Source organism: Streptococcus sp. Marseille-Q3604, assembly GCF_916619785.1.
GTDB lineage: Bacteria > Bacillota > Bacilli > Lactobacillales > Streptococcaceae > Streptococcus.
Genome location: NZ_CAKAKM010000003.1, coordinates 16763 through 30137 on the forward strand (window position 1 = coordinate 16763; position 13375 = coordinate 30137).

The 13375-nt window shown below is 41.5% G+C and carries 11 protein-coding genes and 1 riboswitch; of the genes, 10 read left to right on the forward strand and 1 reads right to left on the reverse strand.

The window, feature by feature from the left end:
• The first annotated feature begins 42 nt into the window (after positions 1-42).
• The 3 genes from LG375_RS09505 to LG375_RS09515 all read left to right on the forward strand — a co-directional run bounded on the left by LG375_RS09505 (position 43) and on the right by LG375_RS09515 (position 2699).
• Positions 43-405 carry a hypothetical protein gene (locus LG375_RS09505; RefSeq protein WP_064524875.1) on the forward strand — a complete coding sequence of 121 codons (363 nt, stop codon included), beginning with the start codon at positions 43-45 and terminating at the stop codon, positions 403-405.
• A 35-nt stretch (positions 406-440) separates the two neighbouring features.
• The gene (locus LG375_RS09510) at positions 441-1253 is read left to right on the forward strand and encodes an alpha/beta fold hydrolase (RefSeq protein WP_064524876.1); all 813 of its coding nucleotides are present in this window, start codon (positions 441-443) and stop codon (positions 1251-1253) included.
• A gap of 129 nt (positions 1254-1382) precedes the next feature.
• Positions 1383-2699 carry an FAD-containing oxidoreductase gene (locus LG375_RS09515; RefSeq protein WP_013990967.1) on the forward strand — a complete coding sequence of 439 codons (1317 nt, stop codon included), beginning with the start codon at positions 1383-1385 and terminating at the stop codon, positions 2697-2699.
• A gap of 219 nt (positions 2700-2918) precedes the next feature.
• Here LG375_RS09515 and LG375_RS09520 read toward each other — a convergent pair whose 3' ends face one another.
• Entirely contained in the window at positions 2919-3482 is a 564-nt protein-coding gene (locus LG375_RS09520) for a nucleotidyltransferase family protein (RefSeq protein ID WP_013990966.1), read from the reverse strand.
• A gap of 262 nt (positions 3483-3744) precedes the next feature.
• On the opposite strand from LG375_RS09520, the gene mvk reads away from it, so the two are divergent.
• The 7 genes from mvk (at position 3745) to LG375_RS09555 (ending at position 13375) form a co-directional block, all read left to right on the forward strand.
• Complete coding sequence (gene mvk / locus LG375_RS09525; RefSeq protein WP_225745707.1) at positions 3745-4623, forward strand: mevalonate kinase; 879 nt, start codon at positions 3745-3747, stop codon at positions 4621-4623.
• A complete protein-coding gene (gene mvaD, locus LG375_RS09530) occupies positions 4605-5549 on the forward strand; it encodes a diphosphomevalonate decarboxylase (RefSeq protein WP_225745708.1) in 945 nt (314 codons plus the stop codon). The genes mvk and mvaD overlap by 19 nt, the downstream gene beginning before the upstream one ends.
• Complete coding sequence (locus tag LG375_RS09535) at positions 5542-6537, forward strand: phosphomevalonate kinase (protein WP_013990963.1); 996 nt, start codon at positions 5542-5544, stop codon at positions 6535-6537. Before mvaD ends, LG375_RS09535 begins: the two co-directional genes overlap by 8 nt.
• Before the next feature lie 48 nt (positions 6538-6585).
• Complete coding sequence (gene fni, locus LG375_RS09540; protein WP_225745709.1) at positions 6586-7590, forward strand: type 2 isopentenyl-diphosphate Delta-isomerase; 1005 nt, start codon at positions 6586-6588, stop codon at positions 7588-7590.
• Between the two features lie 454 nt (positions 7591-8044).
• A riboswitch (M-box (ykoK) riboswitch) is annotated at positions 8045-8200 on the forward strand.
• Positions 8201-8424: 224 nt separating this feature from the next.
• The gene (mgtA, locus tag LG375_RS09545; RefSeq protein WP_225745710.1) at positions 8425-11085 is read left to right on the forward strand and encodes a magnesium-translocating P-type ATPase; all 2661 of its coding nucleotides are present in this window, start codon (positions 8425-8427) and stop codon (positions 11083-11085) included.
• A 283-nt stretch (positions 11086-11368) separates the two neighbouring features.
• Positions 11369-12751 carry a bifunctional UDP-N-acetylglucosamine diphosphorylase/glucosamine-1-phosphate N-acetyltransferase GlmU gene (glmU, locus tag LG375_RS09550; protein ID WP_064524882.1) on the forward strand — a complete coding sequence of 461 codons (1383 nt, stop codon included), beginning with the start codon at positions 11369-11371 and terminating at the stop codon, positions 12749-12751.
• 75 nt (positions 12752-12826) lie between these two features.
• The gene (locus LG375_RS09555) at positions 12827-13375 is read left to right on the forward strand and encodes an NUDIX domain-containing protein (protein ID WP_064524884.1); all 549 of its coding nucleotides are present in this window, start codon (positions 12827-12829) and stop codon (positions 13373-13375) included.

Consider the following 13375-nt stretch of genomic DNA (forward strand, 5'->3'; position numbering starts at 1 on the left):
TATAATATATTTTATTCATGCTTGCCATTAGGAGGTTTTATCATGGCCAACCATATTCGTGTGATCACAGCAATTATTTTCTCTCAACTTGTCGTTCTTTATTTTGGTTTTCGTATGGATGTCTCTTTGACTGAACTGCTAACTACAGTAGTTGTGGCATCCCTGGTTGAGATTATTTATCATGTGAAGCTTGTTCGTAAGATAGGAGCCAATATTTCTTTTGAGACTTTTTGGAAAAACTGTGACCAACTTTTTAGAAAAAATGCTGTGCTGTTGGCTATTTTAGTTTGTGACCTACTTATTTTTAAAGGTGGGGATTTCATGGCCTTCATTCTTTGGCAAGTTACCTTTGTTGTCTTGGTAAGTATTATCATCATAGCATCAAATAATGCCCCGGACGCATGATAATACTTAAATCTTACAATGAAAGTGTGTAGATAATGTTTAGCATTCAAAGAAATCATTTGTCGGACCCAGGTGTAGATTATGTCACTTTTGGTAAGGGAGACAAAACTCTTATTATCATTACGGGATTAAGTTTGCAACGATTAGGTGATATGTCCAACCTTGCCATTTACTCGCTATTTTATCGATACGCTAAGGAGTATAAGGTCTATATTTTTGATAGAAAGGACCATATCGAAGAAGGTATTTCAATTGAAAATATGGCTGATGACCTCTACCATTCTTTACAAGAATTTCATATTGCTAATGCCTCTATCATAGGCATATCACAAGGTGGTATGATTGCTCAGCTGTTTGCTATCAAGTATCCTCAAAAGGTGACTAGTCTGGTGTTAGCTCTGACATTCTCTCGAAATAATGCTATTAGTAGAGAAACCATCAGAGGATGGATTGAGATGGCTAAAAATGGTGAGATGGCTAAGCTCAATAAGGATTCAATGTGTAAAACATTTTCGTCTCCTATTTTAAAGAAATTATATGTGATTAATAAACTATTCTTGAAGACTGTGAGTGTTGAAAAACAAGAACGATTTGTCCGTTTAGCCAACTCTATTCTTGAGTTTGATTGCCATAAGTCCCTTGATAAAATTACCTGCCCGACTCTTGTCTTGGGAGCTAAAAATGATTTGGTTCTGGGAGTGGATGGTGCAAGGGAACTTGCAAATAGCATTCCAAATGCTTCCTATTATGAATTTAGCAAACTGGGGCACGCGGCCTTTATTGAAAGTAAGCAATTTAATAAAATGATATTAGAATTTCTGCGAAAGAATGCTCAGGTAGTGGACTGATAGAAACCTATTAAAATAGAATGAGAAAAGGGTTACAGTGGAACTTGTAGCCTCTTTTTATTTCCGGTTCAATTGTGTGCAGTCTGAAAAATTAAATGATAGAATGGCGATAGATAGGAGGATACAGAAATGTTAAACTATGATTTGATTGTTATCGGTTTCGGTAAAGCCGGTAAAACTCTGGCTGCTAAGATGAATGCAGCTGGTAAGAAAGTTGCTGTCATCGAGCGCAGTAAAGCGATGTATGGTGGTACTTGCATTAATATTGCTTGTATCCCAACTAAGACTATGATTGTTGCGGCTGAGAAGGGCTGGTCATTTGACGATACCATGAAGGAACGTGGTGCAGTGACTGGTCGTCTTAATGCTAAGAATTATAAAATGTTGGCAGACAATGGCGTTGATGTCATTGATGCAGAGGCACATTTTGTGTCAAATAAGGTTATTGAAGTAGTGGCTGGTGATGATCGCCAAGAGCTAACAGCTGAGACTATTGTCATCAATACAGGTGCCGTGTCTAATGTCTTGCCTATTCCTGGCTTGACAACAACTAAGCATGTTTACGATTCAACTGGTATTCAAACCCTTGAAGCCTTGCCAAAACGTTTAGGTGTCTTAGGTGGTGGTAATATCGGTCTTGAATTTGCTGGCCTTTATAACCGTTTGGGAAGCCAAGTGACTGTTTTGGATGCAGCGACTAGCTTCTTGCCACGTGTAGAGCCATCTATTGCTAAGTTGGCCAAGGAATACATGGAAGAGGACGGCATTGTCTTTGAGCAAGGTGTTAAAACTTCTGAAGTGAAAAATGACGGTGATGAAGTTGTCGTTGTTACTGACAAAGGCGAGTTCCGTTTTGATGCACTCCTCTATGCGACAGGACGCAAGCCTAATATCGAACCTCTTCACTTGCAAAATACTGATATCGCCTTGACTGAGCGCGGTGGTATCCAGGTCAATAAACATTTGGAAACAAGTGTTCCTGGTGTCTTTGCAGTGGGTGATGTTAATGGTGGCCTTCAATTTACCTACATCTCACTAGACGATTTCCGTATTGTCTTTAATTACCTAACTGGTGATGGCAGCTATAACCTTGAAACACGTGGAGCTGTTCCAACTGCTATGTTCCTCAACCCACCTTTAGCTCAAGTTGGTCTTACTGAAGAGCAAGCCAGAGCAGCAGGTGGACCGGTTGCTGTCAAGGAACTTCCAGTTGCTGGCATGCCTCGTGGTCATGTTAATGGTGATTTGCGTGGTGCCTTCAAAGCTGTGGTAAATCCTGAAACTAAGGAAATCTTGGGTGTGACCCTCTTTGGTCAAGAATCTCATGAAATTATCAATCTAATTACCCTAGCTATGAATCATCACATTCCATACACAGATTTAGCTAAACAAATTTTCACTCACCCAACTATGGCTGAGAACCTAAACGATTTGTTTGCGATTTAAAATGAAAAGAGCCGAGAGGCTCTTTTTTTATGTAGAAGAAAAATTTTTCTAAGACTTTCCTTAGGTGAGTACGGTCGTCAGCGACCTTCTTCGAAGTTCCATGACTAATTTTTGAGCCTAAGGTCTCAAAAATTCCGAGTTCCTGAAACTTAATAGTTCCAGGAACTTTTCTCACAGCGGAAAGTCTTGAAGAAAGTAGATCTCAAATAATAGTTTAATCTATTTGATAAATTCTATAGAAATGTTGGGCCATATTGTATTCCAATTTTTCTTCTTTACTCTCTCGTTATAGACCGTTTGTCGTTCTTTATCTGAAAAGTAATGCGGTGTGGGTGATACTCTGAAGTTAATCAAATCGTCTGTTCCAAAAGGAATAAATACCTCTAGTTCCTGATTGTCATTTAGTCTAGCAGCTATAGCAGTACATTTTTCGGGAAATTTTGAAACAGCATCTGTAGAGCTGATATACTTTTCAGTATTAGGACTATGTATATTCATATAATACTGATTTTTTATTTCCCAATTGTATTCAGGATGTCTTCTCTTTATCTGATTCTCTATTTCAACAGTTCGTTCATATGATATATTTTTATCAAAGAAAATGACATCGATATCAGATAAATTGATATTTGAAGATGTATTTCCGGTACTTAAGTAGTCCCAAATATAATTGCGTATAGTTCCAGCACAAAGCCAACAGTCATTTAGTTGGAAAGAGTGGATAATCTTTAATAGTGCCATTAGTTCGGAGTTCTGTTTAATTAGTTTTTCGACATCAATCATTTTAAAACCTCATTGGTATTGTACTAGTTTAAGATAGAAATATCAAAATAAGATCATATCTCTAATGCAAAGCGACACTCTAGGTTAGATGTCGCTTTTTTTGCGCTTTGATGATAAGATAGAAGTGCTATAAGAAAATTCTTTAGATTGGTGCTCTTTGTCTCCTTTGAATCCATGATAGACCTTGAGTCACCACTAGAATCTGTATGAACAACATAGAAAGATACTCGTATGCCAACTGGTCTGTGAGTGTGTGTAATTTATGACTAAGAAAGTAGGAGTGGGCAAGGCTCACAGTAAGATTATTTTGATGGGGGAGCACTCGGTCGTTTATGGTCATCCTGCCCTTGCCCTCCCTCTTAAGGATATTGAGGTTGTCTGTCAGATTCAGGCGGCTGAGACTCCTTTGACGCTCAAGGCTCAAGATCCCTTGACGACAGCGATTTTTTCAGCGCTTAATTATCTGGAAATCAAGAATCAGCCTATCAGCTATGCTATTAAGTCTAGTGTCCCTGAAAAGCGTGGCATGGGGTCGTCTGCGGCTGTAGCCATTGCGGCAATTCGAGCGGTTTTTGATTATTTTGATCAGGAGCTTAGCCAGGAGACCCTGGAAATGCTGGTCCATCAGGCGGAGACCATTGCCCATAGTAAACCTAGTGGTTTAGATGCAAAGACCTGCTTGAGTGACAAAGCCATTAGCTTTACGCGGAATATCGGTTTCAAGGAAATCGAGGTCAATTTAGGTGCCTATCTGGTCATTGCTGATACGGGTATCCATGGAAATACCCGTGAGGCCGTGGAAAAGGTTGAGGCCATTGGTTTAGATGCCTTGTCAGATCTCAACCAACTGGGTGAATTAAGTCAGAAGGCAGAACTAGCTCTCAAAGCCAAGGATCAAAAGCTTCTTGGTCAGCTCATGTCTCAAGCCCATAATCACCTTAAATCTTTAGGGGTATCTTGTGACTTGTCGGATCTTCTAGTAGCAACTGCTCTGGAGCAAGGTGCACTGGGAGCCAAGATGTCAGGCGGAGGACTTGGTGGCTGTATTATTGCCCTGACAAGAACTAAAGACCAAGCCCGAACGATTGCTAAAAAACTTCAAGAAAAAGGAGCCGTAAACACGTGGATAGAAAGCCTGTAAGCGTCAAATCGTACGCAAATATTGCTATTGTCAAATACTGGGGTAAGGCAGATGCGGAGCGTATGATTCCTTCAACCAGTAGTATCTCACTGACTTTGGAAAATATGTATACGGAAACCAAGTTATCTTTTCTGCCTGAGGATGCGACTGGTGATGTCATGTATATCGATGATGAGCTCCAAGGGGAAAAAGAAACAACCAAGGCCAGCAAGGTTTTAGATCTCTTCCGTACTAATCCAAACCAACATGTCAAGATTGAAACTTGGAACAACATGCCAACAGCAGCGGGTCTATCCTCAAGTTCCTCAGGACTTTCTGCCCTAGTTAAAGCAGCTAACGAGCTCTTCCAAGTCGGAAAAACGCAGTCTGAATTAGCTCAAATTGCCAAGTTTGCTTCAGGTTCGTCATCACGGTCCTTCTTTGGACCATTGGCAGCCTGGGACAAGGATAGTGGTGAGGTTTACCCGGTTGAAACAGACCTTAAATTGGTCATGATTATGCTGGTTTTGACAGATCAAAAGAAACCCGTATCAAGCCGGGACGGTATGAAATTGTGCACCGAAACATCGACCTCTTTCCCAGAGTGGATTAAACAGTCTGAGCAGGATTACAAGGATATGTTAGACTACCTCAAGGCTAATGATTTCCAAGCAGTCGGTGAGCTCACTGAAGCTAATGCTCTTCGTATGCACCAAACAACAAGTACGGCTAACCCACCATTTTCATATCTAACGGAAGCCTCTTATCAGGCTATGGACAAGGTTAAGGTCCTCCGTGCCTCTGGTGAGCAGTGTTACTTTACTATGGATGCAGGACCAAATGTTAAGGTGCTCTGTCTGGAAGAAGACCTAGACCGCCTAGCAGACCACTTCCGTAAGGACTATCAGGTCATTGTTTCACGCACCAAGGAGTTGCCAGATGCCTAAGCAGTCGGTCAATCAGGTCACAGTAAAAACAGGTGGGAAACTCTACATTGCTGGAGAATACTCAGTCTTAACAGCTGGGCAGACAGCCCTAATCCAATTTATTCCCATTTTCATGTCAGCAGAGGTCAAGGAAGCACAAACTACCCAGTTGTCCTCAGACATGTTTGACTATAGTGTTAGTCGTGAGCCAGACGCAAATTACGCCCTCATTCAAGAGGCCTTGAATACTTTTGAGGCCTTTTGTGGTGAGAAGTTACCCGCTCTGGACCTTTCCATCACTGGAAAGTTGGAACGAGATGGGGTTAAATTTGGTATCGGTTCTTCGGGTTCTGTTGTGGTATTGACCCTCAAGGCCTTGGCAGCAGCCCTTCAGAAAGACTTATCTAAAGACATTCTCTTTAAGCTAGCTAGCTACACCCTTCTCAAGCAGGGAGATAATGGTTCTATGGGAGATTTAGCTTGTATCGTATACGAGGATCTGATTTCCTATCGTTCCTTTGACCGTGCAAAAATAGCAGAGCTTATAGATCAAATAACTCTAACAGAGCTTTTGGAAAAAGACTGGGGCTATCGTATCAGTCCTATAGTGCTAGTTCTCCAAGCTCACTTTTTGGTGGGGTGGACCAAGCAAGCTGCTATCTCAAAAGACATGGTTAAAATGGCCAAATCTCGTATATCAAGTACGTATCTAAGTGAAACAGAAGTTGCCGTCCAAGATGCCCTCAAGGCACTGGAAACAGGAAATAAGAATTTACTTAAGAGCAGCCTTCAAACTGTCAGTGACCAGTTGGAATCACTTAGTCCAGATATTTATGTGGCCAAGCTGAAAAAACTCAAAGAAGCTGAGCAAGGCCTAGATGCTATTGCTAAGTCTTCTGGAGCAGGTGGTGGCGACTGTGGTATTGCCTTTGCCTTTGACGAAGCTAGCCGAGATAGCCTAGTTGATCGCTGGCAGCAGGAAGGTATAGAGCTTTTGTATGAGGTTTAGGGGTCAGCTAAGTAGACATTATCACGCAAGAAAGTAAAGAAATAACCTATGACAAATCGTAAAGACGATCACATCCGTTATGCCCTCAAGTACCAGTCGCCCTACAATAGTTTTGACGATATGGAACTTATCCACAAGTCTCTACCGACTTATGATTTAGATCAGATTGACTTGTCCACACATTTTGCGGGACGAGATTGGGACTTTCCTTTTTATATTAATGCCATGACAGGTGGTTCTGCCAAGGGTGGGGCTGTTAATCGAAAACTAGCTGAGGTGGCCAGTCGAACAGGTATTCTCATGGTGACAGGTTCCTACAGTGCTGCTCTAAAGGGGGAAGCACCAGAATCCTTTGACTATCGCCAAGAGTTTCCAGACTTAGACCTAGCGACTAATATCGGTGTGGATAAGTCTGTGGACCTGGGCATTAAGACGGTGGAAGCTATAAAACCAGTCTTTTTACAGCTCCATGTTAATCTTATGCAGGAGCTTCTCATGCCTGAGGGAGAGCGTATTTTCCACACTTGGAAGGAAAATGTGGCGGCTTATGCACAGAAAATAGAGGTTCCTCTTGTACTCAAGGAGGTCGGCTTTGGTATGGATGTGGAAACCATTCGTTATGCCATGTCTCAAGGCATTAAGACTGTGGATATCTCAGGTCGTGGTGGAACTAGCTTTGCCTATATTGAAAATAGTAGAGGCGGTAACCGTGATTACCTCAATGACTGGGGACAAAGCACCGTTCAGACCCTCCTGCAAGCCCAAGACCTTCGTGATACTGTGGAAATCCTAGCCTCTGGCGGAGTGCGCAATCCACTCGATATGGTTAAATGTCTGGTCTTAGGAGCAAAAGGCGTTGGCCTCTCACGAACAGTCCTTGAATTGGTAGAACGCTACCCTGTGGATAAGGTTGTGGCTATTGTTAATGGCTGGAAAGATGACCTTCGTCTCATCATGTGTGCCCTTGATTGTCGAACTGTTGATGAGCTCAAATCTGTGGATTACATTCTACACGGTAAGCTACAAGGGACATATATCAAGCAAAGAAAGTAGGAAAGAGCCAAGTGCTCTTTTTTAATTTTTAAAGATGATAAAACAATTTCTCTAGGCGATGATATTATGGAGACATCATTTTAACACCGGTCAAGGATAAATAATAACATTCTTGATTTGATTTGTTTCTAGCGAGCACTTAACGAGACTTTCCGCTGTGAGAAAAGTTCTAGACATACTTGTATTTCTAGAACTCGGAATTTTTGAGAGTAAAACAGTTTGGGGAACTGTTTTAGCCTGAGACTAGAAATTAAAAAGTGAAGGGGCTCAAAAATTAGTCATGGAGCTTCGAAGAAGTTCGCTGACGTCCGCACTCACTTAAGGAAAGTCTAAAAAAATCCATTTTACAAAAGAATATCTTACAAAAAAGAGCGGAAGCTCTTTTTTTATTACCCACTCAAGCAAAAAGTAACTTTTCCCCTTGACAAGTTACCGCCTTAGGAGTATTATTTTCAGTGAAATACGGTAGGTGAGGCTACCACAAGGATACGGATGACTACCGCACAGCAGTGGAGACACTACTCGTTGGTCAACAGTCCTGATCGCCAAGGTCAAGACTAAGCTCATTTCATCGCCTTGCGGAGCTAAAGCTTGAACGGTCCATTTTTTGACAGAATCTATTAAAAAATCAACCTCGAGTTTATAGAGTCTTACCTGTATATGGGTAGGACTCTTTTCTTTTGTCTGAGGTCCACCCACTATGTAAAAAAATGAAAGGAGAAACCTATGAGACTAATCGACGATCACCCCGAACCGCACCTAACCAGTCAATCGCTGATTAGTGTCTTAGGGACTCCATAAGTGATTGGCTCCTGATTAAATAAGGAGATTCCAATGTCAACAAATAAAGAAAGACTTATTGCTGCTCTTCAAGAGCCACTTGAAACAACCCTTACTCGCTACAAGACTCATTTGGATGGCTTGAAGGAAGACCAAGTAGAAGAAAACCGTGACCTTTATGGGGAAAATGTCATAACCAAAGGACAAGAGGATTCTTTCATCAAAAAGATTTATGAATCTATCATCAATCCCTTTACTGTTATTCTCTTAGTCATTGCTCTGGTTTCCTTTATCACCAATGTCTGGCTTGCTAAACCGGGTGAAGAAGACCCAACGACTTCTATCATCATTGTCACTCTAGTTTTGATATCTGGTGGTATCCGTTTTATTCAAGAACTTCGTAGCGACAAGGCTGCCAGTAATTTGTCTCGCATGATTGTCAATACAGCAACAGTACTTCGAGATGGCAGTGAGCAAGAAATCCCAATTGATGAAATTGTGGTTGGAGATGTGGTCAAACTAAGTGCGGGAGATATGATTCCGGCTGATGTGGTCTTACTAGATTCTCGTGATTTCTTTGTTCAACAGTCTGGCTTGACAGGTGAAAGCGATGCTGTGGAAAAAGCTTGTCTGGCTAAAGCAGATGGTCAAAATCTAGAGAGCCTGCTTGAAAGTGAGAGCCTTGCTTTCATGGGAACTAATGTTATCTCTGGTCGTGCAACAGCCTTGGTTTTAGTTGTTGGTGATGAAACCATGATGGGAGCAATTGAGCAGACCATCAATACTTATGACGAACCAACTTCATTTGAACGTGAGATGAATTCCATTTCTTGGCTCTTGATTCGACTCATGTTGGTTATGGTTCCTGTTGTTTTTGTGATTAACGGTTTAACAGATGGGGACTGGCTTGAAGCCGGCGTCTTTGCCCTTAGTGTGGGAGTCGGTTTGACCCCAGAAATGTTGCCGATGATTATCACAGCCAGTCTTGCCAAGGGTTCTATCATTATGGCCAAGGAAAAGGTGGTCATCAAAAAGCTTAATGCTATTCAAGACCTAGGGGCTATCGACATCCTTTGTACGGATAAGACAGGAACCCTGACTCAGGATGAAATCGTTCTTGAGTACCCTCTTGATATCCATGGTGACCTTGACCTATCAGTACTTCGGAGAGCCTATCTTAATTCTTATTTCCAAACTGGCTTAAAAAATCTTATGGACCGTGCCATTATTAGCCGAACTGAAAGAGAAGCTAAGAAACATGACATCGTTCGTGACCTTGACCAGACCTTCCACAAGATTGATGAGCTACCTTTTGATTTTGAACGTCGTCGCATGAGTGTCATTGTTCAAGACACTGATGGATTTGTTAGCATGGTGACAAAAGGTGCCCTTGAAGAAATGCTCTCTGTTTCTAACTATGTGGAATACAAGGGAGACATTATCCCATTGACTGACGATGTTCGTGAGGAAGTCCTTGCGGAAGTTGCACAGTTGAATGAACAAGGTTTGCGTGTTCTCGGTGTTAGCTACAAATCACAACTTAATGAAAATGACGTCTTTAGTGTTGAAGATGAAAGTGATATGATTTTGACGGGATATCTTGCCTTCCTTGACCCACCAAAACCATCAGCAGCACCTGCTATCAAGGCTTTGGCGGAATATGGTGTGACCACAAAAATTTTGACTGGAGACAATGATAAGGTGACACAGGCTGTCTGTGAAAAAGTTGGTCTAGATGTGACGCACATTCTACTTGGAAGTGATCTTGATACCATGTCAGATCAAGATTTGGCTAAGGCTGTGGAAACGACAACAGTCTTTGCTAAGTTATCCCCAGACCAAAAGGCACGAATTATCCTAAGCCTTAAGGAAAATGGGCATAAGGTAGGCTATATGGGTGATGGTATCAACGATGCCCCATCCATGAAGGTGTCAGATGTGGGGATTTCTGTGGATACAGCTGTTGATATCGCCAAAGAAACTGCAGATGTTATCTTGCTTGATAAGGATTTAATGGTCTTGGAAAAAGGTTTGGTTGAAGGACGGAAGGTCTATGCTAATATGACCAAATATATCAAGATGACCGTTTCTTCAAATTTCGGGAATATCTTTTCTCTCCTCTTTGCCAGCATTTTCTTACCATTCCTACCAATGGCACCTGTGCATTTGATTGTCCTAAATCTTGTCTATGATATCTCTTGTATCGCCCTTCCATTTGACAATGTGGACAAGGAATTTCTTAAAGAGCCACATATCTGGGAAGCCAAATCAATCATGCGTTTCATGGCTTGGATAGGACCTATTTCGTCCGTATTTGATATTTTGACATATATCTTGCTCTATTTCATCATTGTGCCAATGATTTTGGGGCATGGCTATGTTCATGGTTCACCAGAAGCAGCAGCCTTTATCATTATTTTCCAAACAGGTTGGTTTATCGAATCTATGTGGTCTCAAACCATGGTTATCCACATGTTACGTTCACCAAAACTACCATTTATTCAAAGTCACCCAGCACTATCAGTTGTTGTGACAACCTTATTTGCTGCTTTCTTTGTGACTTCTCTTCCATACAGTCCATTGGCTAGTCTCTTAAAACTCAGCCATCTAAACGGTCTCTATTTCATTCTCTTGTTTATCATCATTACTTTGTATATGCTTAGTGTTACCTTTGTGAAGCATATCTATATTAAGAAATACAAAGAATGGTTATAGGATAACTATTCTTAGAAAAAGAGCGTCAGCTCTTTTTCATTACCTTTCATTCTGCCAAAACCTTTTCATTTATGGTATAATAGGGCGATTATAGATAATCAGAGGCCCTAAAAAACGTCAGTTATGAGGACATATTTTCTAAGAAATGAGAGACTATGTTTTCAAGGCCCCTTTCTTTCGTAGGCTATCCCAGTGGGAGGTGGAGGCCCTGAGATTTGGGGCTCAAGGCTAAGACCGTCACGAAAGAAATCATCACAAAAAAATATTAAGAAGGAAAAAGAAAATGAGTAATTACGCTATTATCCTTGCTGCGGGTAAAGGAACTCGCATGAAATCAGATCTTCCAAAAGTATTGCACAAGGTTTCGGGCATCACTATGCTTGAGCACGTCTTCCGTGCAGTTTCAGCTATCGAACCAGCTAAAAACGTTACTGTTATTGGTCACAAGGCTGAACTTGTTCGTGAGGTTTTGGATGGTCAATCTGCCTTCACTATGCAAACTGAGCAGTTGGGGACTGGTCACGCAGTAATGATGGCTGAAGAAGAGTTGGCTGGACTTGAAGGGCAAACGCTTGTTATCGCCGGTGACACGCCTTTGATTACTGGTGAAAGCCTTAAAAACCTTATTGATTTCCATGTTAATCACAAAAATGTTGCCACTATCTTGACTGCAACTGCAGACAATCCATTTGGTTATGGTCGTATTATCCGTAACGAAAATGGCGAAGTGACTAAGATTGTTGAGCAAAAAGATGCCAACGAATTCGAACAACAGGTCAAAGAAATCAATACAGGGACTTATGTCTTTGACAATAAACGTCTCTTCGAAGCACTTAAAAATATCAACACTAACAACGCTCAAGGGGAATACTATTTGACTGATGTTATTTCTATTTTCCGTGAGAATGGTGAAAAAGTAGGTGCCTTCACTCTTCGTGACTTTGAAGAAAGTCTCGGGGTTAACGACCGTGTTGCCTTGGCTACGGCAGAAGATGTTATGCGTCGTCGCATCAACCAAGCTCACATGGTTAATGGTGTTACTTTCCAAAATCCAAACGCTACTTATATCGATGTGGATGTGGAAATTGAGCCAGACGTTGTCATTGAAGCCAATGTTACGCTTAAAGGGCAAACTAAAGTCGGTGCAGAGTCAGTGCTTACTAATGGTACTTATATTGTTGATTCAACTATCGGTTCCAAAACGGTTATCACTAACTCTATGATTGAGCACTCAATGGTTGAAGAAGGTGTTACCGTTGGTCCATTTGCCCATGTTCGTCCAGATTCAACCCTCAAAAAAGATGTTCATATCGGTAACTTCGTTGAGGTTAAGGGGTCTACTATCGGTGAAAATACCAAGGCTGGTCACTTGACTTACATTGGTAATGCGGAAGTTGGTTCTGACGTTAACTTTGGTGCTGGAACAATTACCGTTAACTATGATGGTCAACATAAATTCAAAACTCAAATTGCTAACAACGTCTTTATCGGAAGCAATTCAACCTTGATTGCACCGCTTGAAATCGGGGACAATGCACTTACAGCAGCTGGTTCAACCATTACAGAGAATGTTCCAGCGGACAGCGTAGCCATTGGACGTGGCCGTCAGGTCAATAAAGAAGGCTACGCTACTAAAAAGCCTCATCACCCAAGCCAACATAAGTAGGCTTAAGCCTATCTAAGTCTTACTTCTATTTGAGAGATGATTTAGATTGGGGTCATAGATTAAAGGAGTCAATTCATGGAGTTTGAAGAAAAAACACTCAAACGTGAGTCAAAATTTAAGGGACATATTTTTGAAGTTGCAGTAGACGAGGTCCTCTTGCCAGACGGTAAGACGGCTGGTCGTGAGCTCATCTTCCACAAGGGAGCAGTAGCTGTTTTAGCGGTTACCCCAGAAGGAAAAATCATTATCGTCAAACAATACCGCAAGGCTATTGAGGCGGTTTCCTACGAGATTCCTGCGGGTAAACTGGAAGTTGGTGAGGTTGGTGAAGAGATGGCTGCAGCAGCGCGTGAACTTGAAGAGGAGACTCAGTATAAGGGTGAACTTAAATTGATTCATGAGTTTTACACAGCCATTGGTTTCTGTAATGAAAAAATCAAGCTCTATGTGGCTACAAACCTCAAGCCTGTTGAAAATCCACGCCCACTTGACGAAGATGAGTTTCTTGAAATCTATGAGTTGACTTATGAGGAGTGTATGGAACTCGTAGCTTCAGGGGCTATCCAGGACGCCAAAACTATCATCGCACTCCAATACTATGCACTTCATTTTGGAGGAAAATAA

Excerpts from the sequence above, each read along its gene's own strand:
- mvk (WP_225745707.1), top strand. The coding sequence starts at position 3,745 with ATGACTAAGAAAGTAGGAGTGGGCAAGGCTCACAGTAAGATTATTTTG.
- fni (WP_225745709.1), top strand. The coding sequence starts at position 6,586 with ATGACAAATCGTAAAGACGATCACATCCGTTATGCCCTCAAGTACCAG.
- mgtA (WP_225745710.1), top strand. The coding sequence starts at position 8,425 with ATGTCAACAAATAAAGAAAGACTTATTGCTGCTCTTCAAGAGCCACTT.
- glmU (WP_064524882.1), top strand. The coding sequence starts at position 11,369 with ATGAGTAATTACGCTATTATCCTTGCTGCGGGTAAAGGAACTCGCATG.
- LG375_RS09555 (WP_064524884.1), top strand. The coding sequence starts at position 12,827 with ATGGAGTTTGAAGAAAAAACACTCAAACGTGAGTCAAAATTTAAGGGA.
- LG375_RS09515 (WP_013990967.1), top strand. The coding sequence starts at position 1,383 with ATGTTAAACTATGATTTGATTGTTATCGGTTTCGGTAAAGCCGGTAAA.
- LG375_RS09520 (WP_013990966.1), bottom strand. The coding sequence starts at position 3,482 with ATGATTGATGTCGAAAAACTAATTAAACAGAACTCCGAACTAATGGCA.
- LG375_RS09510 (WP_064524876.1), top strand. The coding sequence starts at position 441 with ATGTTTAGCATTCAAAGAAATCATTTGTCGGACCCAGGTGTAGATTAT.
- LG375_RS09535 (WP_013990963.1), top strand. The coding sequence starts at position 5,542 with ATGCCTAAGCAGTCGGTCAATCAGGTCACAGTAAAAACAGGTGGGAAA.
- LG375_RS09505 (WP_064524875.1), top strand. The coding sequence starts at position 43 with ATGGCCAACCATATTCGTGTGATCACAGCAATTATTTTCTCTCAACTT.